A 24,555-nucleotide genomic window follows, 5' to 3' on the forward strand; every position below is an offset into this window, starting at 1 on the left:
CGAGGGAGTGGACCGTGCCCAGGGAACGCGGTGAGAAGGTCGTGGCGACCAACCGCAAGGCGCGCCACGACTACCTGATCGAGGACACCTACGAGGCCGGGATCGTGCTCTCGGGCACCGAGGTGAAGTCGCTCCGCCAGGGTCGGGCCTCGCTGGTCGACGGGTACGCGTTCATCGACGGCGGCGAGATCTGGCTCGATGCGGTGCACATCCCCGAGTACACCGAGGGCACGTGGAACAACCACTCGCCCCGGCGCAAGCGCAAGCTGCTCATGCACAAGCAGGAGATCGTGAAGATCAGCCACAAGACCAAGGAGGGCGGCTACACGCTCATCCCGCTGTCGCTGTACTTCAAGGACGGCCGGGCGAAGGTCGAGCTGGCGATCGCGAAGGGCAAGCGCGAGTACGACAAGCGCCAGGCATTGCGCGAGCGACAGGACAAGCGCGAGGCCGACCGCGCGATCGCCTCCCGCCGCCACCTGGGGGAGTAGGCGCCGATCGCTGGTCGCCCGGCTCAGCCCGCGATCTGGCGGAGCGCCGCGAGGTGCGCCGCGAACGCGGCTCGGCCCTGCGCGGTCATCGACAGCCAGGTGCGCGGGAACTTGCCGACGAACCCCTTGCGGATCGCCACGTAGCCGGCCGCCTCGAGAGCGGACGCCTGCTTGCTGAGCGCGGAATCGCTCAGCTCGACCGAGTCGCGCACGAACGCGAACTCGGCCTCGTCGGCCGCGGCGAGCAGCGCCGCGATCGAAAACGGGACGGGTCGCTGGAGGAGCGGGTCGAGGCGGTGACGCGGATGCGCGCCGTCCGCCGGCTCGGGCCCCGGGGCCGGTTCAGCCACGGACGACCACCAGTTCGCGCAGCGACCCCCACAGCGGCGGCACGGCGGTCGCGGCGCCCGCGATCGCGAAGTAGACCGGCGAGGCGGGGAAGAGCAGCAGGCCGATGGTGAGCGAGACGCCGAAGACCGCGCCCCACCCGCCCACGGCAAGGCCGAAACGGCGGGAGAAGCCGAGGCTCGCGGCGCGCATTCGCCGGAGGTGCACCACCGAGAGCGCGCCGAGGATCGCGGCGAACGCGAGCGAGAGCCCGAGGATCGCCGCCTCCTCGCTGCGCTCGTGCCAGCCGAGTGAGAACAGGTACATCGCCGAGACCGCGGCGAGGCCCGTGAGCCAGGCCGATGCGGAGGCGGAGCCCTGAACGGCGACCGCTCTCCCGGCCGCCTCGGCCTCGCGGAGACGGGCGGCGGCGGTCGCGGCATCGGGTCGTGCGTTCTCGTCCATGCCGCGAGCGTAGCAACTACTTGCCTGAATGGAAAGTAGTTTCACTGCCGTGGTCACAGGCTCGCGGGGTAGGCTCCGGCCGTGGAGATCTCGACGCGCATCCCCGTGCCGGGCACGTACAACTTCCGCGACGTCGGCGGGCTGCCGGCTCGCGGCGGCGTCGTGCGCCGCGGCGTCCTGTTCCGCTCCGACGGACTCCACCGACTCGGCGACGAGGGGCGCGACGCGCTCCGCCGGCTCGACGTCGGCATCGTGATCGACCTGCGCGACGACAACGAGGCCCGGCTCATGCCCGACGACCTCGAGGGCCTCGACGTCGAGGTCCGCCGCCTGCCCGTGTTCGAGGGTTCGGGCGCCTCGCAGGGCGAGCGCGGCATCTCGCTCGAGTCGCTCTACCTGCGGATCGTCACGCGGCACTCGCCGATCGTGGTCGACGCGGTGCGCGAGCTCTCCGCGGCGGGCGACCGAGCCGTCGTCGTGCACTGCACCGCCGGGAAGGATCGCACCGGCATCGTCATCGCGCTCGCGCTGCTGGCCGCCGGCGTGGATCGCGAGGCCGTGATCGCCGACTACGCGCTCACCGAGTCGCACCTCGCGGGCGAGTGGCTCGAGGAGATGGTCGCGCTCATCGGCCGCTACGGCGTTCCCGATACCCCGGAGCTGCGCACGCTCATGGGCGGCAGCCCGCGGGAGGCGCTCGAGGCGGCGCTCGACGAGGTCGAGCGGCAGCACGGCTCGACCCGTGAGTTCCTCCTCGCCTCGGGCCTCGGCCGCGACGAGATCGACGCGCTCGAGGCCTGGCTCATCGAGCGCGGCTGACGGGCACGGCGCCGCGCGCCCTCATTCGGCGCTGAAGCGCGCATCGACGGATGCCTCGAGCAGGAGCTTCGCGGGGGCGAACTCCGGGGTGGGAGCGGCCCCGCCGACGTCGGCGGCCATCGCGCGCACCATGGTCGCCTTGTGCGCCCGTGGCACGGGCTGCTCGGAGAGCATCCCGTGGTCGGCGAGCTCGACGGGAGTCGGCGTGCCGAGTCCGAGCGCCTGCGCGTAGACGCCCGCCTTGCGCACCGCGTCGGCGACCGCCGCGCGCTGCGCGGACTCCTGCACGCGGTCGCGCGTGCCATCCGTCAATCGCCAGTCGACGCCGCCGACCGAGACGTTCGGTGCGCCCGAGATCGACCCGAGCCACGCGCCGAGCGCCCCGAGGTCGCGGAACACGACCTCGACATCGGCGTTCGCCTGGTGCACGAGCGGCAGTTGCCGGCCCTCGGCGTTCCACGGGCGGTGCGACCAGACGCGCAGCTGGCCCGCCGACCACGACTCGAGCAGGCCGGAGGCGTCGAGCTCGCGGATCTCCTCGAGCAGCCGCTCGTGCGACTCGCCGACCGAACGCATGATGGCGTCGCGCTCGGAGCCGGACGCGTTCACGGCGAGCGAGACGGCGCCGAGCTCGGGCTCGACGCGCTCCTCGGCGCGACCGGTGACGGCGATGATCGTGGGCATGCGAACCCCCTCGGCTGCAGCGACGGCGCGGACGCGACCGTGCCCAGCATACGTGCGCCGTCCGAGCTCAGAGCGGCAGTCGCTCCGGAAGCACGCCCGCCCCGTCGAACAGCCGATCGAACACGACGCCGCGGTCGAACTGCAGCGTATGCGCCCGGGCGCGCCGGGCGCGGGCGTCCCGCTCGTCGGCCGGCATCGCGAGCGCGGCGTCGATCGCCGCGGCGATCGCGTCGGGATCCTCGACCGGCACGATGAACGCGTGCTCGCCGACCGCCTCGCCGATGCCGCCCGTGTCGGTCGTGATCACTGCGCCGCCGCCCGCGAGCATCTGCTCCGCGAGCGCGATGCCGAACGTCTCGACGAACTCCGGGCGGGGCTTGCTCGGCAGCACGTAGGCGGCGCAGCCCGCCATGAGGTACGGCTTCTCGGCGTCGTCGACGTCGTCGAGGAAGACGATGCGGTCGGCGAGCGGCGACGCGGCCGCGAGCTGCTGCAGCGCCGCGGCATCCGGCCCCCGACCCGCGATCACGAGCTTCAGGCGCGTGTTCGCCGGCGTGCGCTCGAAGCCTGCGATGAGGTCGTCGACGCCCTTCGCCTTGGTGAGCCGGGAGAGGAAGAACACGTAGCCGTCGCGCTCGAGCCCGCGCGCCGCGAGCACGCCGTCGACGAGCGCCGGGTCGAGGTCGACGTAGAGCGACGTGTCGATCGCCGGGTACGAGATGCGGATGCGCTCGCGGCACTGGTCGGCGAAGCGGGTGCCGTGGAACGCGTCGATCTCGGATGCCGCGGCGACGATGAGGTCGCGCGTGTACTCCGAGACGGCGACGCAGTGGTCCTGCGCGAGGTAGCTCGAGAGAATGTGCGCCGCGGCGCCGAACCGGCCCTCCTCGACGCAGGACCGCACGACGTTCGTGACATCCGAGCCCACCGCCTCGGCGATCGTCGTGACGTTCACGGGCAGGCCCGTGCTCCACGCGGCGCGCACCGCGTCGGTCACGGCGACCGTGTGCGGACTCAGGTAGAGCGAGAGGCACACGGTGGGCACGCCGTCGGTAAACAGCTCGACGAGGCGGCCCGTGATGCCCGCGAGGTACCGGCCGTCGGGCACCTTGTAGTCGCCGACCGGCTCCGGGCGCTCGACGACGATGCCCTCGCTGTACGGCAGCATCCGGTCGAGCGGCTTGAGCGGCAGACCGGTGGCCTGGAGGCGCTCGATCGGCCAGGTCACGATGCGCACCTCGTCGAAGCCGCGCTCGAGCGCCGTCTCGGCGAGGTTGCGCCCCTCGACCGAGTGACCGCAGATGACCGGGTCGGCGCGGTTGACGATGACGAGTCGGCGTCGGGGTCTGGTGGTCATGGGCTCGTCCTTCCGTTTCGGGTGGGCGTGCGGGCGTGGGCATCGGTGCGCGAGCTGCGCCGGTGGGATGTCGCGGGTCAGGCGTCCGAGGATGACGGCGGTCTCGACATCCGCCCCCACCCGCCGGATTCGGGCCCGAGGCGCACGACGAGGTCGCCGCCGCGATGCACCTCGTCGCCGCGCAGCCACGTGCGTTCGAGCGGATCGCCGTTGAACGTCGCGGACTGCACGTACTGGGCCGGGCCGTCGGGGCGCGGTTCGACGAACCGCTCGGTCCGGATGGCGAGGGAGCCCTCGCCGACGCGGAGCTCGGCCTCGGCGAAGGCCGGCGCGTTGACGAGGAACAGGTTCTGGCCCGCGACGGGGAACAGGCCCAGCGAGGCCCAGACGTACCACGAGCTGAGCCCGCCGGAATCGTCGTTGCCCGGAAGGCCCCCGCGGCCGGTGCCGAACATCTGGTGCACGGCGGCGTGCACGACGTCGGCCGTGCGGTCGGGTCGACCGGCGTACTGGTACGCCCACGGCGCCTCCATGTCGGGCTCGTTGTTCAGGCCCTCGAAGCGGCCGAGCGCATAGCCGTCGGCGATCTCCTGCAGGTCGGGCGCGATGCCCGGCTGCGACACGGGCGGCGCCCCGAACCCGAAGAACGCATCGAGCCGGCGCACGAACTCCTCGTCGCCGCCGGCCAGCGCGATCCGGCTGCGCATGTCGTGCAGCAGACGGAACGAGTAGTTGTACCGGCTGCCCTCGTAGAACGTCGAGTGGCGCAGGAGGCCGGAATCGTCCTCGAACGCGTTCCGCCACCGGGCGGCGAGCGCCGTGAACTGCTCGACGAGCGCGTGGTCGCCGACACGCGCCGCGACCTTCGCGGTGCACCAGTAGCCGAATGCGAGGTCGAGCGTGTGCGTGATCGGCTGCGTGAGCCCGAGCTGGAGGAACTCCTCGCCGTAAGTCCGGCGCAGGTCGGAGTGCATGTGCACCAGCGCCCAGTCCCAGTCGATGCCCGGCAGTCCGAGCTGGCACAGGTCGGCGAGGAAGGTCTGGGCGAGCGCGCTCGCCTGCCGGGAGAAGCGGTCGCTGCCGCGCGCCATCCGGTAGCCGATCGGGAAGTTGCCCTCCTCCTCGCAGATCGTCAGCAGCGCGTTCGCGAGCTCGACCGCCCGCTCGGGCAGCAGGGTCGTGATGAGGGGCAACTGCGTGCGGGAGATGTCCCACATCGTGCAGATGTCGAAGGCGAACGGGCCCTCAGTCGGCCAGAACGGGCTCTCCTCGGGGGCGAGGCACGGCTTGATGAGCGAGTGGTAGAGCGCCGTCGAGAACACCGTCTCGCGCTCGGCCGACGGGGCGTCGACGGTGATCGAGCGCAGGTGTCGGCGCCACGCCTTGCGGCTGCGGTCGCGTCGGAACGAGAAACGCGACGGACCCTCGTCGCAGTCGCGACGGAGGTTCGCGCGGGCCTGCTCGATGCCCCGCAGCGAGAACCCGATGCGCACCTCGATGCTCTGCCCGGGCTCGCTCGGCCCGGCCCACATGAGCCCGAACGGCCGTAGCGTCGTGGGCCTGATGTGGTCGAACGCCAACCGCGTGCCACCGGGCATGAGCCGCCGGTCGTACCAGAGCATCTGCCGCCAGCCCCTTGGCGTCGCACTCGACGGCCACCGCGAGGGGAGCGCCCTCGACGACGATCTCTCCCTGCGCGACGCCCGGCCCGACCGATTCGAGCCTGGCCCGCAGCGGGATCGTCTCGCCGAAGGGGATCCCCAGCCCGCCGAGCGAGAAGTCGATGACGATCCGCGCATCGCGGTGGCGCGGGAAGGTGTAGCGGTGCACGGCGCTCTTGGGCCCCACCGTGAGCTCGGCGCGGATGCCGCTCTCGAGGGTCGCCGCGTAGTACCCGGGTTCCGCGACCTCGTCGTGCAGGTCCCACGTCCGGCCCAGTACGTCGAGCGGCTCGAGCATCGGGGTCACGCGGAAGTAGTTGTAGTACTTGCGTATGGCGCCGGTGCCCGACTGCTGGAAGTGCGTGAATCCGGATGCCACGACGCGCTCGTGCACGGTCGGCGGGATGCCCTCGGTGGCGAGGTCGTACCGCCCGTAGCCTGTCGGGTACGCCCCGGAATACGCACACGCCGAGACCATGCCGAGGGGGAACGTGGCGCCCGGATGCGTGTTGCCGACCTGCGGCTTCGGCCACCACCACGTCGCGGCGAGGCCCGTGCGCGGCGGCAGGTCGGTGACCTCGGTCCCGATGAACGGGTCGACGCGGCCGATCATCCGGCTCCCGCGTGGAATTGCTCCATGCGGGGACGCTACGGGGTGCGCGACGGCCGTGGGTTACGTTCGCATGAACGATCGGAGGCGGCCGGGGTGCGCGGGGGAGCGCCATCCGGGACCGGGAATGTCAGTGGCGACGGCCATGTTGTATCCTGTAAGGCCGCGGAGCCCTCGGGTGATGCGGGTTGGCAATTCCACAGCGTGCGTATGACGGCCCGCGATCCGACGCGTTCGGATGGCGTGACATGGGGATGATCGGTTTCGACATCGCCTGTGAGACTGCGAGAAGCGGGCCGAGGATGCAGGGTTATCTCGTGAACGCTCCCTGCGAAACAATAACTGCCAATAACAAGCAGTCCGACTTCGCTCTCGCTGCCTAAGCGAGCCCGATAGTCCGTCAGCCCGGGTGGGTTCCCGCCCCGGTCGCTGGCGTCATCTAGGGAACTCGCTGCGCGTCGTCGCCTGAGCGACGCGTGGGACTTTCTTCAGGCTGGGCCCGTCGACCTGGCTGCCTGTGGCAAGGGTCGGGGCCGAGCAGAACGCTTCACAGGATGCGCCCGGAGAAGGCGCGGAACCGCAGCGATGGACGGGGGTTCAATTCCCCCCATCTCCACCATCGGCCGTCATCGCACGCTCGGAAGCCACGAAGGCCGCCCCGCGAGGGGCGGCCTTCGCCGTGTCCGGCGGTCGTCCGGCCGGGGTCAGGGACAGCCTTCCATGAGCTGGATTCCGTGCTCGGCCTGGCGCTTCTCGTTCACCTGACCCAGCGAGTCGCAGATCGCGTTGACGAGCAGCGCGTAGCCCTCGCCGTTCTGGTAGTTGCCGTTCGCGCCGGGCAGGCCGAAGTCCTGCACCGTTCCGGGCGGCACGAACACCCAAACCCCTGGTGCGCCCTCGAAGACGCTCGGCAGCCAGGCCCAGTTGCCGTTGATGACGGGCGCGGTGCATTCGTTCCCGCACGCCGCGGGCGGTTTGCTGACATTGATGCAGTCGAGCGCCTGCGCCGACGTCGGGATGAGTACGAACGCGGCGGCCAATCCGGCCGCTGCGAGAGTTTTCTTGAGCATGATTCCTCCGCTTGCTTCATCGGTCACGGGGAGTCGCCGGACTCGGTCCAGACCCTACTCGGCAGCGAGGACGCGTCGACACACCCCGTTCGGGGCGGACGTACCGCCAGCTCTGGGCCGATGCGCTCAGCGGCGGACCGCTGCCGACACTCGGCGGCAGCACGACCTCGGCGATATCGTCCGGTTCGGTGGTCAGCCGCCGGCGTTGCGGTGCCAGACCGCCAGTCGCCTGACCCACGACGACTTGAGCGCGGGCAGGACCGTCTCCGGTGCGGACTCCGCAGGCGCAGGCTCATCGGCCGCCTCCGCAGCGTCGCGCTCGGCGCGCCACAGCAGGTAGGCGACGTAGGGGTCGTCTTCCGGCCCCAGTTGCGGCGGTGCCTCCGCCGTCCGTTGTCGTCTGCGCGCCATCGCGTGAACTCATCCCCTCGAGGCCCCCCGGCCCTCACCTTCAAGGGTAAACCGTCCGGAGGCGCGATGACGCCGCGCCGCGATCAGCGCAGGTGCGGGAGCACCTCGGCGCCGATCAGTTCGACGTGGTCGAGGTCGCGCACGTCGACGCACTGGAGGTAGACGCGGTCGGCGCCGAGGTCGCGCAGGCGCTGCAGCTTCTCGACGGCCTGCGCCGGGGTGCCCGCGATGTTGACCTCGGAGAACGTGTCGACGTCGGCGTGGATGGCGGCGAGACGACGACGGTAGGTCGCGTCATCGGTCGCGATCACCGTCGGAAGCGCCACGCTCAGCCGCAGGCTGTCCGGATCGCGTCCGGCCTCCTCGCACGCCGCGCGCACCCGGCCGAACGCCGCCGCGATCTCGTCCTCGCCGACGAAGCCGCGGTTGAACTCGCTCGCGTACCGTGCCGCGAGCGCGGGCGTGCGCGCGGGGCCGCCGCCGCCGATGATGAGCGGCACCCGCTGCTGCGCAGGCTTCGGCAGCGCGGGGGAACGCTCGAGCCGGTAGTGCCGCCCGTCGAAGTCGAAGTGCTCGCCGACCGGAGTCGACCACGAACCGCTGACGACCTGCAGCTGTTCCTCGAGCAGGTCGAACCGGCGCTCGGGGAACGGGATGCCGTACGCCGCGTGCTCGGCGGCGAACCATCCGGTGCCAAGACCCAGCTCGACGCGGCCCCCCGACATCGCGTCCACCTGCGCGACCTGGATCGCGAGGATGCCCGGATGCCGGAAGGTCAGCGACGACACGAGCGTGCCCAGGCGGATGCGGCGGGTCTCGCGAGCGAGACCCGCGAGCGTCGTCCACGCGTCGGTCGGGCCTGGCAGCGGGTCTCCCGGGGCCATCCGCAGGTAGTGGTCGCTGCGGAACCAGCCGTCGAAGCCCAGCCGCTCGGTCGCCCGCGCCTGCGCGAGCTGCTCGTGGTAGCTGAAGCCCTCCTGGGGCTCGGTGAAGATGCAGAGTTCCATCGACGGCACGCTCAGTCCCGAGCGGATGCCGCGTCGCGGGCGAGCACCTCGAGCACCGCGTCGTGCAGCCGCCCGTTGGTCGCGAGCACGCTGCCGTCGCCGAGGGAGCCGCCGCCGGTGGAGGTCACGCGGCCGCCGGCCGCCTCGACGATCGGCACGGCCGCCGCGATGTCCCACGGCTTCAGGTCGAACTCGGCGACGACGTCGACGAGCCCCTCGGCCAGCAGGCAGTACGACCAGAGGTCGCCGTACGCGCGGTCGCGCCATACGCGCTCGCCGAGCGCGAGCAGCCGGTCGAGCTGCCCGGCGTCGCGCCACTGCGCGATGCTCTGGAAGCTCAGCGACGCGTCGGCGAGCCCGCCGACCTGTGAGACGCGGATGGCTCGCGGCGCGGCGTCGGGGCTATCGGTCGTGAACGCCCCGAGCCCCTGCGCGCCCCACCAGCGGCGTCCGAGCGCCGGCATCGATGCAACGCCCACGACAGGCGCGCCGTCGACCGTGAGCGCAATGAGCGCGCCCCACACCGGCACGCCCCTGAGGAAGTTGGACGTGCCGTCGATCGGATCGACGATCCACTGCCGCGCGCCCGAGCCCTCGGTGCCATACTCCTCGCCGAGCACGCCGTCGCCCGGGCGTCGCTGCGCGATGAGCTCGCGCACGCCGCGCTCGACCGCGAGGTCGGCTTCGGTCACGAACGTGCGATCGGGCTTCGTGTCGACGTGCAGGTCGACCGCCCGGAACCGCTCCATCGCGACCCGGTCGGCGAGGTCGGCCAGCTCGAGCGCCAGCGCGAGGTCGTTGTCGAGCGCGAGGTCGTCGAGGTCGGCGTCGGCTGCGGCATCGGGTGTGTCGCCGGGTTCCGGCGCGGTCGTGGCATCCGTCACGCTGCCAGCCTAGCCGCGGGCATCGCCGCGGCGGACGGTGGCGGTGCGGCGCGTGACCTGCCCGGGTACCATGGCGCCATGGCGGCGTCCGGGGAGCGCCGGCCGCGTCCGTACGCGGTCGCGCACGTCGCCGTCTCCCTCGAGGGGGCGACGCGGGGGTTCGACGTCGACCTCGGTCGCTACTACGGGCTCGTCGGCACCTGGCGCGAGGGCGTGACGCTCACCGGCGCCGACACCATCCTCGCCCAGGAAGCGGCCCTCGCCGCGGCCCCGGCGCCCGGCCCCGCTGCCGGTGCACCGGTGCTCGCGATCGTCGACAGCGGTGGCCGCGTCAGTGCCTGGGAGGCGCTGCGCAACGCGGGATACTGGTCCGACGTGCTCGCGGTGCACTCCGAGACGACTCCGGCGCGACCGGCCGACCGGCACGTCGACGAACTCGTCCTCGGCGCCGATCGGGTCGATCTCGTCGCGCTGTTCGACGAGTTCGGCCGACGCGGGGTCGAGGTGGTGCGTGTCGACAGCGGCGGGCGGCTCATCGGGGCGCTCCTTCGGGCGGGCCTGCTCGATGAGATCAGCCTGCTCATCCACCCCTGCTTCGCCGGCGACTCGTCCGGCGGGAGTCGATGGTACGGGGCCGGCGCGCCACCCGAGGGCCGGTTCCGCCTGATCGCGACCGAGAGCTGGGAGCACGGGCTGGTCTGGCTGCGGTACCGTCGCTGAGCCCGGGATGTCGCGACGCGCCCGGCCGCACCCCGATTTCGCGTTCCATGCGCCCACCTGATACCGTTGATCTTCGGTTCGGGGTTGAGAGAATCCCACCGCAACGCACCTCTAGCTCAATCGGCAGAGCAACTGACTCTTAATCAGTGGGTTCAGGGTTCAAGTCCCTGGGGGTGCACCACCGGCCCCGGCGAGCGATCGCCGGGGCATCGTCGTTCAGCGCGCGAGTTCGGGTCGTATTGTGGAGCGATGCGGCCTCGGACGGTGCAACCACGGTGAAGGCGACATCGACGGCGACGGGAGCGACCGGTGGGGTCGCGGCGCCGATCCGTTCGGCTGCAGCACGGTTGCCCGACTGGGTCTGGGCGGTCGTCCTCGCCGTGATCGGCACCCTGGTCTCGTGGTTCCGCATCGACGCCGTCGCGCGGGCGACGCTGTGGGCCGAGGACGGCGCGATCTTCCTCGGCGAGGCCCTTGCCGCCGACCCCGTCAGCGTGCTGCTCCAGCCGTACCAGGGTTACCTGCATCTCGTCCCGCGCGTCATCGCCGGCATCGCCGTCGTCGTGGTGCCCGTCGAGGGATACGGGTTCGCGATGACCGTCGGGTCGTGCCTCGTCGTCGGCGGGGTGGCGGCGGTGGTGTTCGTGTGCGCCCGCGACGTGGTCGTCTGGCTGCCGGCGCGCGTCGCGCTGGGTGCGCTCACGTTCCTGGCGCCCGCTGCGGCGTACGAGGTGCTCGGCAATGCCGCGAACCTGCACTGGTACGCACTCTGGCTCGCCCCGTGGCTGCTGCTCGCATCGCCTCGCCGCCGCAGCACGGCGATCCTGCTGGGCTTCGTCGGCCTGACCGCCGCGCTCACCGAGATCCAGATGATCCTGTTCCTGCCGCTGCTCGCGTGGCGCTTCCGCGACCCGAACCGGTGGATCATCGGTGGGGGAGTCCTCGTCGGGTCGGCGCTGCAGGTCGCCGCGTACGTGCTCGCGCCCCGCGATGCCGGGGTGACCACGGCGCCTCCGGTGCTGTCGACGGTGGAGGGCTACCTGTACCACGTGCCGATGGGGGCGGTGTTCCCGTCACGGCAGTGGAAGGCGATCTGGGTGATCGAGTTCGGCTGGTGGGGGGCCGCGCTCGTGCTCGTGCCGTTCCTGCTCGCCCTGGGGTGGATCCTGTGGCGCGGGGTCGCCGTGGAGCGCATCGCCGGCGTCGCGCTCGCGGTCGGGTCCGCCGCGACCTGGTCGGCGGCGTACGTGCTGAACTCGAACCCGGACTACTTCTACTCGCTCGTCCCCGTCGAGCTGGCCGTCCACCTTCACCTCCCGCGGTACGGCGTCGTGCCGCCCATGTACCTGCTCGCGCTCGTGCTCCTCGCGACCTCGGTCGCGTGGCGCGTCGGGGTCCTGCGGAGGACCGCGGCCGTGGTGGTCGTCGGCACCCTCGCCCTCACCGTCGTGAGCGCGGCGCTGCCGCAACCCTCCCCGCGCGACGGGGGCCCGGAGTGGGCGACCGGGATCTCACGGGCCGGCCAGCAGTGCGCGACCGACGCCGGCGCAGACGGGACCGTGACAGTCGCGACCGCTCCGGAGCGGTGGGCGGTCGAGGTGCCGTGCGATCGGCTCCGCGACTGACGAACGCGGCGTCAGCGACGTGCCATCGGCGACCACGGTGATCGCGCCTCACCAGAACGCGTACAGGTCGACGCCGAGCAACAGCAGCCCCTCGTGCGCGAACCCCGTGAAGCAGTAGACGCCGAGCGCGGCGCCCAGCAGCGTCTCGCGGAGCGAGCCGGTGTCGCCGAGGAGGGGCAGCGCGACGTAGCCGTTCGGCATCCAGACTCGGTTGAGCACAGGCACCGGATGCAGCGGCTCCGGCGGCCTCGGAACCCACGGCCAGAACAGGCCGGGAAGCCCACCCGTGGTGAGGAAGTCGCCCGCGAGGTGCGCGACGAAGCCGACCGTGACCGCGAGCGGGAACCACGTGACCTGCTCGGGTGCGAACAGCACGATGAACGCGCCCAGCATCGCGCCGAGCACCCATGCCGCAGCCCAGGTGCGGACGAAGTCGCGCGCCTTGAGGCCGAACGCCGCGAGCGCCGCCGAGCCCAGGCCTGCGCCGACCGCCAACGTGCCGAATTCCTCGGTCGGAATCGTCGCGAGCGTGAGCGCCCACGCGGCCGCCGCGACGACCGCCAGTCCGATCGGCGAGTGCGCCCCCTGCCGATGCCCGCCCGACAGCATGCCGACCGTGGCGGTCGCGAGCCGCCCGAGCACGGGAACCGAGTGCGCGATCGTCGCGCTGTGGTGGTCGGCGTCGGGCAGCAGCGCCGCACCCGCGCACACCGCCGTACCGGCGAGCACGCCCACCGGGTCGAGCGGATATGCACCGGACGTGACGATGGGCAGGGTGCTCGTGATCGCGATCCAGGCCGCAGCGCCGCTCGTGGCGTGGGTGATGCCCATCATCGGGGGAGAGGGCTCCTTCGGGTCGGCCGTCGGGTCGGCGATCGACCAGTCTGCCGGACGCCGGTGACATCGACGACCGCGTGCCCGGATGAACGGATAATGGTCGGATGACGGGAAGCGATGTCAAGAGCGGACCGGTGAAGTCGGCCGCGCGAGTACTCGAGATCATCGACTACCTCGCCGAGGCTGGTTCCGCATCGTTCCTCGAGATCGTGGAGCACTTCTCGCTGCCGCGCTCGAGCGCCCACGGTCTGCTCCAGACGCTGGTCGCCTCCGGCTGGCTGGAACAGCACGCCGGAACGCGCGCTATGCGCTCGGCCTGCGGAGCTGGCAGGTCGGCCAGCGGTACGACGGGCATCGGCTGCTCATCGAGGTCGCTGGCCCGATCATGGACGAACTCGCGCTCGAGACGGGCGAGACCGTGCAGCTCGCTCGCCTGGACGGCGTCGAGAACGTGTACATCGCCATCAGTCCGTCGCCGAACCCGATGCGGCTGGCTTCGACCGTGGGTATGCGGCTGCATGCGCACGCGACCGGAATCGGGAAGGCGCTGCTCGGAACGCTCGACGCCGAGGATGCCGCGAAGCGCTTGGGTCAGGTGGTGCTGCCCCGGCTCACCGAGCGCACGCTCACGGACGTGCCCGCCCTCGTCGAGGTGATCCGACGGGGAAGCGAGCTCGGCTTCAGCGTCGATGACGAGGAGTTCATCTCGGGATGCCGGTGCGTGGCCGTGCCGGTGACGACCACGACCGAGACGGGGATCGTCTCGGCGATGAGCATCACGATGCCCACGAGCCGGACCGACGATGCGTGGCCGTACTCCATGTACGAGCCGCTGCGCCGTGCCGTCGCCCGGGTGCGGCGCGGCATGGGTCTTCCGGCGGTGTGACGAAGCCCGGTCGATCGCAACGGGCGGAGGAACGACCGCCCGCTTGCTCCGACCGGGGCCCGTGTGCCATACTCACGCGCTTTCATGACCATGAACCGCAATTCACGGATATGAACTGCGACTGAATCCGACCCACGTCAATGGAGATGCCCCCTATGTCAACTCAGTCGACCGTCCGCCCACGCGTGCAGCCTGTCGAGCTCGCCGCCGTCGTCCGCAAGGTGACCCTGCGCCTGATCCCGATCCTTCTGCTCATGTACGTCCTCGCGTTCCTCGACCGCGCGAACCTGGGCTTCGCGAAGGCGTCGTTCCAGGCGGACACCGGCATCTCCGATGCGGCCTACGCGCTCGGCGCAGGGATCTTCTTCCTCGGGTACGCGGCCTTCGAGATCCCGAGCAACCTGATCATGCGCAAGGTCGGCGCGAAGGTGTGGCTCGCCCGGATCATGGTCTCGTGGGGCATCGTCTCCGCCCTGATGATGTTCGCGACGAGCGAGTGGCAGTTCTACCTGCTTCGCGTGCTCCTGGGAATCACCGAGGCGGGCTTCTTCCCCGGCGTGATCCTCTTCCTCACCTATTGGATCCCGCTCGACTACCGAGGACGGGTCAACGGCCTCTTCTACTTCGGCGCACCCCTCGCCTTCATCTTCGGCGGACCGCTGTCCGGTCTCCTCCTCGATCTCGACGGACTCGGCGGACTGCACGGCTGGCAGATCATGTTCCTGGTCACGGGTCTCATCACCGTCGTGGTCGGTGTCTTCGCCTTCTTCTACCTCGACAACGGGCCGTCGACGGCGAAGTGGCTCGGCGACGACGAGCGCGCGGTCCTGCTCGAGGCGATCGACATGGAGGACCAGGTGAAGGAGGAGCACTCGCCTCGCGGTGCGCTGCGCGCCCTCGGGAACCCCAAGGTGCTGTACTTCGCCGCCATCTACTTCACGATCCAGATGAGCGTCTACGGCATCACCTTCTACCTGCCCACGCAGATCGCTGAGATCGTCGGCAAGCCTGTCGGCCTCGAGGTCGGACTGCTCACCGCCGTGCCGTGGGGCTGCGCGCTCATCGTGACCTTCGTGCTCTCCCGGCTCGCGGACCGCACCGGACACCGGCGGCTCATCGCGACCGCGGCGCTCGCCGCGGCCGGCCTCGGCATCGTACTCTCCGGCCTGCTCGACAACCCGGTGCTCGCGCTGGCGGCCATGAGCCTCGGTGCCGCCGGATTCATCTCGGTGCAGCCCGTATTCTGGACGCTGCCCACGTCCTTCCTCGTCGGGGCGGCGGCCGCGAGCGGCATCGCGCTGATCAACTCCATCGGCAGCCTCGGCGGCTTCGTCGCACCCATCGCGAAGACCTGGGCCGAGGCGACCTTCGGCGCCGACGCCGGACTGGTTCTGCTCGCCGCCATCGCATTCATCGGCGCGGTGCTCATCTGGGCCAGCCGCACGGTGTCAGGCGTCATTCGCCAGACCGACGGCAAGCAGGCGCTCGACACGTTCGCCGTCGAGCGCTGACCCGCGCCGATCCTCCCGCACACGATCCATCGAAGGAACCCAGCTCATGCGCGCACTCGTCCTGGAGCAGCTCGGCCGCCTCGCGGTCGTCCACACGGAGCCCCCCCGTCCCGAAGCGGGGGAGGTGATGATCCGAGTCGCCGCGACCGGCATCTGCGGATCCGACGTGCACGGGTACACGGGCGAGAATGGACGGCGGTTCCCGGGCCAGGTCATGGGCCACGAGTCCGCCGGAACCGTGGCGGCGCTCGGTGACCCGCGATCGTCCACTCTCGCCGTGGGGCAGCCGGTCACGTTCAACCCGGTGGTGGTGCCCGAGCAGGACGCCGCGGCCTATGCGGGCCGCGAACAGCACCACCCCGGCAAGACCGTGATCGGCGTGGCGCGCGAAGTGCCCGCGGCGTTCGCCGACTACGTCATCGTGCCCGAGCGGAACGTGGTCCCGTTGCCGTCCGAGCTGCCCATCGAGTTCGGCGCGCTCATCGAGCCGGTCGCGGTCGCCGTACACGCGGTCCGCCGCGTCCTCCGGGACGGCGACCGGCGAGCCCTCGTCGTCGGTGGCGGTCCCATCGGCCAGTCCGTGGTGCTCGCGCTCCGGGCGGCCGGGCTCGACCGGATCCACGTGAGCGAGATCGACCCCGCCCGGCGCGAGCTGTGCGCGTCGCTCGGCGCTGACGTGATCGACCCTGCCGACGGTCCGCTGGTCGACCAGCTCGCCGCGCACGGTGGCGCCGCCGACGTCTCATTCGACGCCGTCGGGATCACGTCCACGCTGAGAGACGCGCTCACCTCCACGAGGATGGGCGGGAACGTGTGCCTCGTCGGCATGGGCTCGCCGCAGGTGTCCCTCGACGCGTTCCTGGTGAGTACGGAGGAGCGCAGCCTCGTCGGCAGCTTCACCTACTCCGCGGAGGACTTCGCCGATGCCGCCGCCCTCGTCGCCGAGGCGGGAGATCGCGTTCGGGCGCTCATCAGCCGTGAGGTCTCGCCCGACGAGGCGGATGCGGCGTTCGCGGCACTCGCCTCGGGCGACGGCACTCCCGGCAAGGTCCTCGTGCGGTTCGACCGCTGATCCCGAGACATCCCACCCCCACCGACTGGAGCACCACGAAATGACGGGAACCCCCACGATCCGCCAGGTCCGCGCGTACACGCTGCGTGGCGGCGGAGCCGACTACCACGACCAGTCCGCCGGCCACTGGATCGACGACCACATCGCCACTCCCATGTCGATGTACCCCGAGTACCGCCAGTCCCGGCAGAGCTTCGGTATCAACGTGCTCGGCACGCTCGTCGTCGAGATCGAGGCATCCGATGGCACAGTGGGCTTCTCGGTGACCACCGCAGGCGAGATCGGCGCGTTCATCGTCGAGAAGCACCTGGCCCGGTTCCTCGAGGGTGCCAAGGTGACCGACATCGAGCGGATCTGGGACCAGATGTACAAGTCCACGGTCTTCTACGGGCGTCGCGGCGTCGTCCTGAACGCCATCAGCGGCGTCGACCTGGCCCTCTACGACCTGCTCGGGCGCATCCGTCAGGTGCCCGTCTACGAATTGCTCGGCGGCCCCGTCCGGGAAGAGCTGCAGTTCTACGCCACCGGCGCCCGGCCCGACCGGGCCAAGGAGCTCGGCTTCATCGGTGGGAAGATGCCGCTGCACCACGGCCCAGCCGAGGGCGAGGAGGGCCTGCGGAAGAACCTCGAGATGATCCGGGACATGCGCGAGCGAGTCGGCGACGACTTCTGGCTGATGCTGGACTGCTGGATGTCGCTCGATCTCGAGTACGCAACCCGGCTCGCCCACGGCGCAGCGCAGTACGACCTGAAGTGGATCGAGGAGGCGCTGCTGCCCGACGACTACTGGGGCTACGCCGAGCTGCGCCGGCGCGTCCCCCCTACGATGCTCGTCACCACCGGGGAGCACGAGGCGACCAGGTGGGGATTCCGCCACCTGCTCGAAATGGGTGCCGCCGACATCATCCAGCCGGATGTCGGATGGTGCGGGGGTATCACCGAACTGCTCAAGATCTCCGCGCTCGCCGACGCCCACGGTGCGCTGGTCGTGCCCCACGGCTCGAGCGTGTACTCGTACCACTTCGTGGTCACGCGGACGAACAGTCCGTTCGCCGAGTTCCTGATGATGCACGAGACAGCCGAAGAGGTGGTGCCCATGTTCTCGCCCATGCTCGTGGGCGAGCCGGTACCGGTGAACGGTCGCCTCAAGGTCCCGGACACGCCCGGCTTCGGGGTCGAGCTCGATCCCGCGATCGACAAGCACCGTCCCTACACGCACTGACCGTTCCCCCACTCACCACTCGAAAGGTCCTTCCCATGGAGTTCATGCGTCTCGGCGATCCCGGCCACGAGCGCCCCGTCGTCCGGGTCGACGGCACCACCTACCGGCTCGACGGCCTCACCGCGGATATCGACGGCGACTTCCTCGCCGCCGGCGGCATCGAACGCGCGCGTGAGGCGCTCGCCGCGGGCCACCTGCCGATCGACCATTCGGCCGCGTCGGCCCGGATCGGTTCGCCGATCGCGCGTCCGACCGCGGTCGTCTGCATCGGCCAGAACTACGCCGCGCATGCGGCGGAATCGGGGGACGAGCCCCCCGCCGTGCCGATCATCTTCTTCAAGCACCCGAACACGGTCGTCGGCCCGTTCGACGACGTCGTGGTGCCCCCGGGCGCGACGCAGGTCGACTGGGAGGTGGAGCTCGGCGTCGTGATCGGCCGTCGCGCCCGGTACCTCCCCTCACCCGAGGCCGCCCTCGACCACATCGCGGGCTACGTGGTGAGCAACGACGTCTCGGAGCGGCACTTCCAGGTCGCCGTCTCCGGCGGGCAGTGGTCGAAGGGCAAATGCGCCGAGACATTCAACCCGCTCGGACCCGCGCTCGTGCCGGCCGATGAGGTCGATCCTCAGGCGCTGCGTCTGTGGTCCCGCGTCAACGGCGAGCCACGTCAGGACTCGTCGACCGCGGACATGGTCTTCCGCGTCGCCGAGATCGTGCACCACCTCTCGCAGTTCCTCGTGCTGGAGCCGGGCGACCTCATCAACACCGGCACGCCTCAGGGCGTGGCCCTGTCGGGCCGATTCCCCTACCTGACTGCAGGGGATGTGATGGAGATCGGCATCGACGGGCTCGGCGTGCAGCGGCAGCGGCTCGTGCCGGCCGTGATCGCCGCGTAGCTGCCGGCGAAGCGCCTGCGCCGCCGAGGCGCTTCGCTCAGTCGTCGACGCCGCGGGCCATGAGCGCCTCGCCGAGGTGGTCGGCGGTCCGCAGCGCGCGTACGATCACCGGCACCGCCAGGGCGGTGGGCGACCCCTCGGCGCCGCGCGCCTTGCGCGCCTCCAGCACCTCGCGCACGAGGTCGGCGAGCAGCGGCACGCACCGGATGGCGAGCGCGAGCGCCAGCCCGACCCGGTCGGCGTCGACCCATCGGCGGAACGGGCGGAGCAGCACCTGCACCGCGTCGAGGGTCGCCGACACGGGCGTCGTCAGGGTGTAGACGGCAGCCAGCGCGACGGCGAGCACCAGCCGCAGCCCCATCGTGGCGGCGGCCTCCCATCCGGCGAAGATCCACTGCACCGGCACCGCGAACGCGAGCACCCAGAGGATCGGCGCGACCTGCCGCCATGCCATCCGAAGCGGGATGCGGGCGAGCACGAACAGCGCGGCGACCGCGACGGAGGCCGCGCCGAGCGCGACGAGTGAGTCCAGCAGGGCCACGATCGTGATCACGGCCGCGAGCAGTCCAAGCTTCGCCAGCGCCGGCGTGCGGTGCACGAGCGAGCTGCCTGGGAGGAACACGCCGATCATCGCGTCATCCGATCAGGGCCCGGTACGCGTCGAGCGCGTGCCGCGGCTCGTCGTCGGCGACGACTCGGCCGCTCTCCATGACGATGACGCGATCGAAGGTCTCGAGCAGTTCGAGCTGGTGGCTGACGACCACGAGCTGCTGGTCGAGCCTGTCGAAGTGCTCGGCGATGCGGCGCGCGTTGCGTGCATCGAGCAGCGTCGTCGGCTCGTCCGCGACGACGATCGACGGCTCGCCGACGAGCACCGACGCGAGCGCGAGCAGCTGCTTCTGGCCGCCCGAGAGCCGGTGCGCGGGCCGGTCGGCCAGCTCGGCGAGGCCGAACCGGGCGAGGGTCGCGTCGACGCGCGCCGCGGCATCCGCTGCACCCAGCTTGTGACGGCGCAGCGTGAACGCGACGTCCTCGCGGACCGTCGGCATGACGATCTGCGTGTCGGCGTTGGTGAAGACGAACCCGACGCGCCGGCGCACCTCGCGGCCGTGGCGCGCGACGTCGAGGCCGTCGACCTCGACGCGGCCCGCGGTCGGTGCGACGAGGCCGTTGATCATGCGGGCGAGCGTCGACTTCCCCGAGCCGTTCGCGCCGACGATGCCGACGCGTCGCTCCGCGAGGTCGAGCGTGACATCGTCGACGACGCGCTCGTCGCCGAAGTCGTGGCTGACGCCGTCGAAGCGGATGGCGCTCATGCGACCCGCTCCACGATCATCGCGACGCCCTGGCCGCCGCCGATCGAGCAGGCCGCGAGGCCGGCGCTGGCGTCGTCGCTCGCCAGCATGCGCGCCGCGAGCCGGACGAGGAGGATCGCGCCCGACGCGCCCCACGGATGGCCGAGTGCGATCGCGCCCCCGTCGGCCGAGATGGTCTCCTCGTCGAGTCCGAGCTCGTCGCTGACGGCGAGCAGCTGCGAGGCGAACGCCTCGGTGATCTCGACGAAGCCGAGGTCGGCCGCCGTCATGCCGGCGCGCGCGAGCGCCGAGCGAGCCGCGGGAGCGGCGCCGAGGCCGGGCAGGGCGGGGTCGCCCGCTGCGACGGCCGCCGCGCGCACCCGCAGGGCCGGGAGGTCGAGGTCGCGCGCGACCTCGGCGGTCGTGACGGCCATCGCCGCGGCGCCGTCGGAGAATCCGCACGAGTTGCCGGCCGTGACGGTGCCGCCGGGCCGCGCGCCGTCGCGTGCGAGCGAGGCCGACGCCGGCGCGAACGCGGGCGCGAACCTGGCGAGCCGCGCGAGGTCCATCGTCGCGCGCGGCCGATCATCGCGCGCGACGCCGTCGACCGGCACGATCTCGGCGTCGAAGCCGCCCGCCTCCTGGGCTGCGGCCGCGCGGGCGTGCGAGCGCGCGGCCCACGCATCCTGGCGGGCGCGAGTGATGCCGCGGACGCGGGCGAGGTGCTCGGCGGCGGGTCCCATGTCGGGGTCGGGGAACCCGGCGGGCGCGAAGGGTGCCCGTGTGTACCGCTCGCGGGTTCCGGGCCAGAGCCGGTGCGGCGCGGTCGAGGCCGACTCGGCGCCGCCGGCGAGCACGAGCGCGGCGTCACCGGCGCGCACCCGCGCCGCCGCCTGGAGGACGGCGTCGAGACCCGATCCGCACTGCCGATCGACCGTGACACCGGGAACGCCGACCCCGAGGCCGGCGCGGAGCGCGGCGACTCGCGCGAGATCGCCGCCCGGACCCATGCAATTGCCGAGCACCACATCGTCGACGGGCAGCCCCGACGGTGCCACCGCCGCGGCCGCCGCGGCGAGCACCGGCGCGGCGAGCGCGTCGACGGTGTGCCCGGCGAACCCGCGTCCGGCGGTGCCGATCGCCGTGCGCCGAGCTGCGACGATCACGGGCGCCGACGCCGCGCTGCCGATCATCGCGGGCTCCCGCCGTCGAAGGGCGCCGGATGTCCCGGCCCGAGGTCGCCCGCGGCGACCGCGTCGCGCAGCCGCCCGCGCGCCACCTTGCCCGAGTCGGTCCGCGGCAGCTCGTGCACGAACCAGCGTCGCGGCAGTTCGACGGGGGAGAGCCCGGCGCGCGCGGCGGCGACCACGGCCTCGAGCGCCACTCCGTCGTCGAGCTCCAGGACGGCCGCGATGCGCTGCCCGAGCAGCTCGTGCGGCTCGCCGACGACCGCGGCGGCCCGCACGCCGGGCACCGCCGCGAGTCGCGCCTCGATCGCTTCGGCGGGGATGGTCGTTCCGGCGGTCGTGATCGCCGCGTCGCCCCGGCCCAGCACGCGGATGCCGCCGTCGGCGGTGCGCTCGGCGAGATCGCCGACAGTCGCGAACCCGTCGGCACCGGCGACGCCGAGCGCGAGGTAGGGCGACCGTGCCCAGATCTCGTGGCCGGCCGCGCTCGGGCGCAGCTCGACCTCGACCCCGGGGAACGGCGTGAGCGCGCCGCCCGATCCGGCGAGCACGAACGAGAGCTCGGCTGCCCCGTAGTACTCGGTGAGTCGGATGCCGCGTGCCTCGACGCGTGCGCGCAGCGCCCCGCTCATCGCCGACCCCGCGACGATGGCCGCGGGCGGCATCGCAGGCCCGTCGGCGATCCGCGCGAGACGGGTCGGAGTGGCGTGCACGATGGAGGCGCCGTCGAGGCGGTCGGTCGCGGTCGCGCCGAGCCACAGCGCGTGCAGCACGGCGTAGAGGTGCATGGAGACGTGCAGCGGTCCGGTGACGGCGACGCGCGCGTCGCCGTCCGATCCGGCCAGCTCGGCCAGGGGAGCGGCCGATGCGAGCCACGACGCGCTCGTTCGCGCGACCACGCGTGGCGGGGCGTCGGCGGCGGCCGTCGAGCCCGAGGTCGTGAGCGCGAGCTCGGTCCCGTCGGGCAGGGTGTCGGCGAGCCGCGCGGCCTCGTCGGCGCCGCCGCCGACGAGCACCGGGCGGCCCTGAGCCAGGCAGGCCAGCACGGTCACGACGAGCCCGACCGGGTCGGTGCCGGCGCGGCATCCGACCGGCCCGGCTCCCGCGGGGAGCACGGCTGCGTCGACCGCGCGAGCGAGGTCGCCGTAGCGCACGGCGTCGCCGCCGAACGCGAGGGCGACCCGCTCGTCGGGGCCGCGCAGCCAGTCGCTCATGCGCCCCGGTTCGTCGCCTCGCGACGCCACGGCCACGGCTTCGGCTCGATGAGGCCGGGCCACGCGCGGTGGACGCCCTTCGCGACCAGCACCGTGACGACGACCTTGAGGATGTCGCCGGGCAGGAAGATCGCGGAGCCGGCGATCGCGACGCCCAGGGGCGTGCCCGTGATGGCGGCGAACGCCGGGATGCCGACGAGGTAGACCACGACGATGCCGCCGAAGGCGGTCGCGGCGAGCGCCGGGAGCACGCGGTACGCGGGCAGGAGGCGCGCGGTGAGCCAGCCGACCACGAACGCGCCCAGGACCCATCCGATGAGGTACCCCACCGACGGGCCGACGAAGACGGCGAGGCCGCCGCGACCGCCCGAGAGCAGCGGCAGGCCGGCCGCGACGAGCGCGAGGAGGAGCAGCACCGAGAGCGCGCCCTTGCGCGCACCCAGGATCGCGCCGGCGAGCATCACGCCCAGGGTCTGGAACGTGATCGGCACCGCGGCGGGTCCGACATACAGCGCACCCGGCAGGCCGAGGGCCGCGATGAGCGCGGCGAAGACGGCGATCTGCGCGAGGTCGCGTGCGGAGATGCGGGCGCGGCTGCGCTGGGGCGCGGCAGCGGTGGACTGGGTGGCGGTCATGCGGCTCCCGTCGATCGGCGTGGGGGGCGAAGGCCCTCGTGTTCACGCTACGAACGGCGGGAGACCGGCCGCTCGAGGTGGCCGTACAAGAAACGCCGCGGGAATTTGGAACGCCGCGGGAGGCGCTCGACGAGACGGGGTCAGGCGGCGCGGGCGGCCTCGTGGGCGGGCAACGGCGCGGGGACGGACGCGGCGGCGACGGCTTCGTCGGTCAGGTCGACCTCGTCGGATGCCCCGGCGTCGACGGGATCGGCCCACACGACGAGGGGCGCGGGCGTCCACGTGAGCGCGAGCGACGCCTCCTCGGCGGGCACGACGACCGCGACCTGTTCGCGCTCCTCGAGGATCGCACGCGTGACCTCGGCGGCGATCTGGTGGGTCAGCATGGCCTGGAAGATCCGGTCGGAATCGGCGTCGGTGCGGCGGACGAGGGACCACTGGCCGTCGGGACCGATGAACCGCGAGAGCCGGGCGTTGACGAGCTCGAAGATGTGCTCCCCGCGCAGGTCGGCGGCCGTCGCGCGAGGCGAGGGTGCGGGAGCGGTGTGGGCGGCGGCTTGGGCGGCGAGCCGCGCGCGGCGCCAGCGGCGGAACATCGGTGTCCTCTCGGTCGTTCGTGGAAAGGGACTCGGCGGCGGATGGTCTCGTCCAGTCTCCGGCAGGCGCGCGTGAACGTCGGGCGGACACGCCGCCCGAGGCGAGGCGCGAGGCCGGGCCGGCGGGGGCGCCGCCTACTCGGCCAGTTCCCTGCGCTTCTCCTCGTCGGCCACCGTGCCGATCGCGATCGCCAGGGTCGCCGCCCAGGAGACCCACATGAGCAGGAGCCTCCAGTCGCGGGGCCCCGCGGCGGTGGCGCGAACGACGCCGACCGCACTGAAGATCGAACTCAGGACCGCGGTACTGAAGAGGTACTTGCGCATGCCGCCACGCTATCGTCCGCGGCGCCGACGGTGCGACCGGTTGACACCCGCGTGGCTGGGAGAACGCCGCCAGTGCTGACCGATCGTGCAGGATCTGACCGGTCGGTCAAGTACGCTCGATCGCATGCCCATCGAAGCCAAGCCCGCGTCGCGCGTGCGCGCCGCCGACGAGCTCAAGCAGGCCGCCCTCGAGCAATTCGCCTCGGTCGGCTTCGCGGCGTCGTCGCTGCAGCACATCGCCGACCACGCGGGCTACTCCAAGTCGAGCGTGCTGTACCACTACGCCTCCAAGGAGGCCCTGCTCGAGGCCGCGATCGAACCGGCCGTGGTCGAGTTCGAGGAGGTGCTCGAGGACTACCTCGCCGGGCGCGGGTCGGGACGGCGTCGCCGGCTGGTCGACCGCGTCGTCGAGCTCCTGCTGGCGCACCGCGAGGCGGTGCACGTCTTCCTGATCCAGGGCCCGAGCCTGGCCGATCTGCCGATCATCGCGCGCGCGAACGCGTCGGTGCGGCGCCTCGCCGCGGCCGTCTCCGAGGAGCGTGAGAACGTCGCCGACCAGGTGCGCTTCGGCATCGCGCTCGGCGGCGCGGCGTTCCTCCTCACCGCCGGGCGCACGTTCGCCGACGAGGAATCGCGGCCGACCGACGACGAGCTGGCCGTCGCACTGCACGACGTCATCGCCGACATCCTCGCGCCGTCCGCCGCACACCGCCCCACGTCCGCCCCGACCACCGCCGACTGAGAGAGAA

27 protein-coding genes, 1 tRNA gene, 1 other RNA gene and 2 pseudogenes are annotated in these 24,555 nt (G+C 72.1%); 13 read left to right on the forward strand and 18 right to left on the reverse strand.

Going from position 1 to position 24,555, the window contains the following annotated elements; all coding sequences use genetic code 11:
- Positions 1–14: 14 nt before the first annotated feature.
- Positions 15–491, forward strand: coding sequence for an SsrA-binding protein SmpB (gene smpB / locus ACZ4TW_RS13875; protein ID WP_465543310.1), 477 nt, complete (start codon positions 15–17; stop codon positions 489–491).
- A gap of 23 nt (positions 492–514) precedes the next feature.
- On the opposite strand, the gene ACZ4TW_RS13880 is transcribed toward smpB, so the two are convergent.
- Entirely contained in the window at positions 515–841 is a 327-nt protein-coding gene (locus ACZ4TW_RS13880; protein ID WP_465543311.1) for a transcriptional regulator, read from the reverse strand.
- Positions 834–1,283, reverse strand: coding sequence for a hypothetical protein (locus ACZ4TW_RS13885; RefSeq protein WP_465543312.1), 450 nt, complete (start codon positions 1,281–1,283; stop codon positions 834–836). The genes ACZ4TW_RS13880 and ACZ4TW_RS13885 overlap by 8 nt, the downstream gene beginning before the upstream one ends.
- A gap of 81 nt (positions 1,284–1,364) precedes the next feature.
- Here ACZ4TW_RS13885 and ACZ4TW_RS13890 point away from each other — a divergent pair, with 81 nt between their 5' ends.
- Positions 1,365–2,102, forward strand: a complete 738-nt coding sequence (locus ACZ4TW_RS13890) for a tyrosine-protein phosphatase (RefSeq protein ID WP_465543313.1) — start codon at positions 1,365–1,367, stop codon at positions 2,100–2,102.
- A 21-nt stretch (positions 2,103–2,123) separates the two neighbouring features.
- On the opposite strand, the gene ACZ4TW_RS13895 is transcribed toward ACZ4TW_RS13890, so the two are convergent.
- The 4 genes and pseudogenes from ACZ4TW_RS13895 to ACZ4TW_RS13910 form a co-directional block, all read right to left on the reverse strand.
- Positions 2,124–2,786: an SIMPL domain-containing protein gene (locus ACZ4TW_RS13895; RefSeq protein ID WP_465543314.1), complete on the reverse strand. Its 663-nt coding sequence runs from the start codon at positions 2,784–2,786 to the stop codon at positions 2,124–2,126.
- 67 nt (positions 2,787–2,853) lie between these two features.
- Positions 2,854–4,143, reverse strand: coding sequence for a glycosyltransferase (locus tag ACZ4TW_RS13900; RefSeq protein WP_465543315.1), 1,290 nt, complete (start codon positions 4,141–4,143; stop codon positions 2,854–2,856).
- A gap of 77 nt (positions 4,144–4,220) precedes the next feature.
- On the reverse strand, positions 4,221–5,765 hold the full coding sequence (locus tag ACZ4TW_RS13905; RefSeq protein ID WP_465543316.1) for a glycoside hydrolase domain-containing protein: 1,545 nt from the start codon (positions 5,763–5,765) through the stop codon (positions 4,221–4,223).
- 211 nt (positions 5,766–5,976) lie between these two features.
- A pseudogene (locus tag ACZ4TW_RS13910) lies at positions 5,977–6,417 on the reverse strand (glycoside hydrolase domain-containing protein); the annotation flags it as partial.
- A 247-nt stretch (positions 6,418–6,664) separates the two neighbouring features.
- Between ACZ4TW_RS13910 and ssrA the strand changes: the two are divergent.
- Positions 6,665–7,033: a transfer-messenger RNA gene (gene ssrA, locus ACZ4TW_RS13915) on the forward strand.
- An 85-nt stretch (positions 7,034–7,118) separates the two neighbouring features.
- On the opposite strand, the gene ACZ4TW_RS13920 is transcribed toward ssrA, so the two are convergent.
- The 4 genes from ACZ4TW_RS13920 to ACZ4TW_RS13935 form a co-directional block, all read right to left on the reverse strand.
- Positions 7,119–7,484, reverse strand: coding sequence for a hypothetical protein (locus ACZ4TW_RS13920; protein ID WP_465543318.1), 366 nt, complete (start codon positions 7,482–7,484; stop codon positions 7,119–7,121).
- A gap of 192 nt (positions 7,485–7,676) precedes the next feature.
- Positions 7,677–7,895 carry a hypothetical protein gene (locus tag ACZ4TW_RS13925; RefSeq protein WP_465543320.1) on the reverse strand — a complete coding sequence of 73 codons (219 nt, stop codon included), beginning with the start codon at positions 7,893–7,895 and terminating at the stop codon, positions 7,677–7,679.
- A gap of 83 nt (positions 7,896–7,978) precedes the next feature.
- Positions 7,979–8,902, reverse strand: coding sequence for an LLM class F420-dependent oxidoreductase (locus ACZ4TW_RS13930; protein WP_465543322.1), 924 nt, complete (start codon positions 8,900–8,902; stop codon positions 7,979–7,981).
- Positions 8,903–8,913: 11 nt separating this feature from the next.
- A complete protein-coding gene (locus ACZ4TW_RS13935; protein ID WP_465543324.1) occupies positions 8,914–9,786 on the reverse strand; it encodes an inositol monophosphatase family protein in 873 nt (290 codons plus the stop codon).
- Positions 9,787–9,864: 78 nt separating this feature from the next.
- Here ACZ4TW_RS13935 and ACZ4TW_RS13940 point away from each other — a divergent pair, with 78 nt between their 5' ends.
- The 3 genes from ACZ4TW_RS13940 (at position 9,865) to ACZ4TW_RS13950 (ending at position 12,131) form a co-directional block, all read left to right on the forward strand.
- On the forward strand, positions 9,865–10,506 hold the full coding sequence (locus ACZ4TW_RS13940) for a dihydrofolate reductase family protein (protein ID WP_465543326.1): 642 nt from the start codon (positions 9,865–9,867) through the stop codon (positions 10,504–10,506).
- 105 nt (positions 10,507–10,611) lie between these two features.
- Positions 10,612–10,687 (forward strand) — tRNA-Lys (locus tag ACZ4TW_RS13945).
- Positions 10,688–10,781: 94 nt separating this feature from the next.
- Positions 10,782–12,131, forward strand: coding sequence for a hypothetical protein (locus ACZ4TW_RS13950; RefSeq protein WP_465543328.1), 1,350 nt, complete (start codon positions 10,782–10,784; stop codon positions 12,129–12,131).
- Between the two features lie 48 nt (positions 12,132–12,179).
- Here ACZ4TW_RS13950 and ACZ4TW_RS13955 read toward each other — a convergent pair whose 3' ends face one another.
- Positions 12,180–12,965 (reverse strand): metal-dependent hydrolase, encoded by a 786-nt coding sequence (locus ACZ4TW_RS13955; RefSeq protein WP_465543330.1) that lies wholly within the window; start codon positions 12,963–12,965, stop codon positions 12,180–12,182.
- 107 nt (positions 12,966–13,072) lie between these two features.
- Here ACZ4TW_RS13955 and ACZ4TW_RS13960 point away from each other — a divergent pair.
- From ACZ4TW_RS13960 to ACZ4TW_RS13985, 6 genes and pseudogenes are all read left to right on the forward strand, one after another.
- Positions 13,073–13,231, forward strand: a pseudogene (locus ACZ4TW_RS13960) (helix-turn-helix domain-containing protein); the annotation flags it as partial.
- Between the two features lie 122 nt (positions 13,232–13,353).
- A complete protein-coding gene (locus ACZ4TW_RS13965) occupies positions 13,354–13,854 on the forward strand; it encodes an IclR family transcriptional regulator (protein WP_465543331.1) in 501 nt (166 codons plus the stop codon).
- 155 nt (positions 13,855–14,009) lie between these two features.
- Positions 14,010–15,365: an MFS transporter gene (locus tag ACZ4TW_RS13970; RefSeq protein ID WP_465543333.1), complete on the forward strand. Its 1,356-nt coding sequence runs from the start codon at positions 14,010–14,012 to the stop codon at positions 15,363–15,365.
- Between the two features lie 46 nt (positions 15,366–15,411).
- Positions 15,412–16,437, forward strand: a complete 1,026-nt coding sequence (locus ACZ4TW_RS13975) for a zinc-dependent alcohol dehydrogenase (RefSeq protein WP_465543335.1) — start codon at positions 15,412–15,414, stop codon at positions 16,435–16,437.
- Positions 16,438–16,477: 40 nt separating this feature from the next.
- A complete protein-coding gene (gene rhmD, locus ACZ4TW_RS13980) occupies positions 16,478–17,659 on the forward strand; it encodes an L-rhamnonate dehydratase (protein ID WP_465543338.1) in 1,182 nt (393 codons plus the stop codon).
- A gap of 35 nt (positions 17,660–17,694) precedes the next feature.
- Positions 17,695–18,555, forward strand: a complete 861-nt coding sequence (locus tag ACZ4TW_RS13985) for a fumarylacetoacetate hydrolase family protein (RefSeq protein WP_465543340.1) — start codon at positions 17,695–17,697, stop codon at positions 18,553–18,555.
- Between the two features lie 37 nt (positions 18,556–18,592).
- Here ACZ4TW_RS13985 and ACZ4TW_RS13990 read toward each other — a convergent pair whose 3' ends face one another.
- The 7 genes from ACZ4TW_RS13990 to ACZ4TW_RS14020 form a co-directional block, all read right to left on the reverse strand.
- Entirely contained in the window at positions 18,593–19,186 is a 594-nt protein-coding gene (locus ACZ4TW_RS13990; RefSeq protein WP_465543342.1) for an energy-coupling factor transporter transmembrane component T family protein, read from the reverse strand.
- 4 nt (positions 19,187–19,190) lie between these two features.
- The gene (locus ACZ4TW_RS13995) at positions 19,191–19,871 is read right to left on the reverse strand and encodes an energy-coupling factor ABC transporter ATP-binding protein (RefSeq protein ID WP_465543344.1); all 681 of its coding nucleotides are present in this window, start codon (positions 19,869–19,871) and stop codon (positions 19,191–19,193) included.
- Complete coding sequence (locus tag ACZ4TW_RS14000; protein ID WP_465543346.1) at positions 19,868–21,043, reverse strand: thiolase family protein; 1,176 nt, start codon at positions 21,041–21,043, stop codon at positions 19,868–19,870. Before ACZ4TW_RS14000 ends, ACZ4TW_RS13995 begins: the two co-directional genes overlap by 4 nt.
- A complete protein-coding gene (locus tag ACZ4TW_RS14005) occupies positions 21,040–22,251 on the reverse strand; it encodes a class I adenylate-forming enzyme family protein (RefSeq protein ID WP_465543348.1) in 1,212 nt (403 codons plus the stop codon). Before ACZ4TW_RS14005 ends, ACZ4TW_RS14000 begins: the two co-directional genes overlap by 4 nt.
- Entirely contained in the window at positions 22,248–22,886 is a 639-nt protein-coding gene (locus ACZ4TW_RS14010) for a biotin transporter BioY (protein ID WP_465543351.1), read from the reverse strand. The genes ACZ4TW_RS14005 and ACZ4TW_RS14010 overlap by 4 nt, the downstream gene beginning before the upstream one ends.
- A 140-nt stretch (positions 22,887–23,026) precedes the next feature.
- Entirely contained in the window at positions 23,027–23,482 is a 456-nt protein-coding gene (locus tag ACZ4TW_RS14015) for a hypothetical protein (protein ID WP_465543353.1), read from the reverse strand.
- A 135-nt stretch (positions 23,483–23,617) separates the two neighbouring features.
- Entirely contained in the window at positions 23,618–23,806 is a 189-nt protein-coding gene (locus ACZ4TW_RS14020; RefSeq protein WP_465543355.1) for a hypothetical protein, read from the reverse strand.
- A gap of 124 nt (positions 23,807–23,930) precedes the next feature.
- On the opposite strand from ACZ4TW_RS14020, the gene ACZ4TW_RS14025 reads away from it, so the two are divergent.
- Positions 23,931–24,548: a TetR/AcrR family transcriptional regulator gene (locus tag ACZ4TW_RS14025; RefSeq protein WP_465543357.1), complete on the forward strand. Its 618-nt coding sequence runs from the start codon at positions 23,931–23,933 to the stop codon at positions 24,546–24,548.
- Positions 24,549–24,555: the final 7 nt, after the last annotated feature.

Source organism: Agromyces sp. NPDC029043, from assembly GCF_055564615.1.

What these genes read in the sequence shown, in the direction of transcription:
- ACZ4TW_RS13885 (WP_465543312.1), bottom strand. Translation starts at nt 1,283, where the DNA reads ATGGACGAGAACGCACGACCCGATGCCGCGACCGCCGCCGCCCGTCTC.
- ACZ4TW_RS13895 (WP_465543314.1), bottom strand. Translation starts at nt 2,786, where the DNA reads ATGCCCACGATCATCGCCGTCACCGGTCGCGCCGAGGAGCGCGTCGAG.
- ACZ4TW_RS13900 (WP_465543315.1), bottom strand. Translation starts at nt 4,143, where the DNA reads ATGACCACCAGACCCCGACGCCGACTCGTCATCGTCAACCGCGCCGAC.
- ACZ4TW_RS13905 (WP_465543316.1), bottom strand. Translation starts at nt 5,765, where the DNA reads ATGCTCTGGTACGACCGGCGGCTCATGCCCGGTGGCACGCGGTTGGCG.
- ACZ4TW_RS13920 (WP_465543318.1), bottom strand. Translation starts at nt 7,484, where the DNA reads ATGCTCAAGAAAACTCTCGCAGCGGCCGGATTGGCCGCCGCGTTCGTA.
- ACZ4TW_RS13925 (WP_465543320.1), bottom strand. Translation starts at nt 7,895, where the DNA reads ATGGCGCGCAGACGACAACGGACGGCGGAGGCACCGCCGCAACTGGGG.
- ACZ4TW_RS13930 (WP_465543322.1), bottom strand. Translation starts at nt 8,902, where the DNA reads ATGGAACTCTGCATCTTCACCGAGCCCCAGGAGGGCTTCAGCTACCAC.
- ACZ4TW_RS13940 (WP_465543326.1), top strand. Translation starts at nt 9,865, where the DNA reads ATGGCGGCGTCCGGGGAGCGCCGGCCGCGTCCGTACGCGGTCGCGCAC.
- ACZ4TW_RS13955 (WP_465543330.1), bottom strand. Translation starts at nt 12,965, where the DNA reads ATGATGGGCATCACCCACGCCACGAGCGGCGCTGCGGCCTGGATCGCG.
- ACZ4TW_RS13965 (WP_465543331.1), top strand. Translation starts at nt 13,354, where the DNA reads ATGGACGAACTCGCGCTCGAGACGGGCGAGACCGTGCAGCTCGCTCGC.
- ACZ4TW_RS13970 (WP_465543333.1), top strand. Translation starts at nt 14,010, where the DNA reads ATGTCAACTCAGTCGACCGTCCGCCCACGCGTGCAGCCTGTCGAGCTC.
- ACZ4TW_RS13975 (WP_465543335.1), top strand. Translation starts at nt 15,412, where the DNA reads ATGCGCGCACTCGTCCTGGAGCAGCTCGGCCGCCTCGCGGTCGTCCAC.
- rhmD (WP_465543338.1), top strand. Translation starts at nt 16,478, where the DNA reads ATGACGGGAACCCCCACGATCCGCCAGGTCCGCGCGTACACGCTGCGT.
- ACZ4TW_RS13985 (WP_465543340.1), top strand. Translation starts at nt 17,695, where the DNA reads ATGGAGTTCATGCGTCTCGGCGATCCCGGCCACGAGCGCCCCGTCGTC.
- ACZ4TW_RS13990 (WP_465543342.1), bottom strand. Translation starts at nt 19,186, where the DNA reads ATGATCGGCGTGTTCCTCCCAGGCAGCTCGCTCGTGCACCGCACGCCG.
- ACZ4TW_RS13995 (WP_465543344.1), bottom strand. Translation starts at nt 19,871, where the DNA reads ATGAGCGCCATCCGCTTCGACGGCGTCAGCCACGACTTCGGCGACGAG.
- ACZ4TW_RS14000 (WP_465543346.1), bottom strand. Translation starts at nt 21,043, where the DNA reads ATGATCGGCAGCGCGGCGTCGGCGCCCGTGATCGTCGCAGCTCGGCGC.
- ACZ4TW_RS14005 (WP_465543348.1), bottom strand. Translation starts at nt 22,251, where the DNA reads ATGAGCGACTGGCTGCGCGGCCCCGACGAGCGGGTCGCCCTCGCGTTC.
- ACZ4TW_RS14010 (WP_465543351.1), bottom strand. Translation starts at nt 22,886, where the DNA reads ATGACCGCCACCCAGTCCACCGCTGCCGCGCCCCAGCGCAGCCGCGCC.
- ACZ4TW_RS14015 (WP_465543353.1), bottom strand. Translation starts at nt 23,482, where the DNA reads ATGTTCCGCCGCTGGCGCCGCGCGCGGCTCGCCGCCCAAGCCGCCGCC.
- ACZ4TW_RS14020 (WP_465543355.1), bottom strand. Translation starts at nt 23,806, where the DNA reads ATGCGCAAGTACCTCTTCAGTACCGCGGTCCTGAGTTCGATCTTCAGT.
- ACZ4TW_RS14025 (WP_465543357.1), top strand. Translation starts at nt 23,931, where the DNA reads ATGCCCATCGAAGCCAAGCCCGCGTCGCGCGTGCGCGCCGCCGACGAG.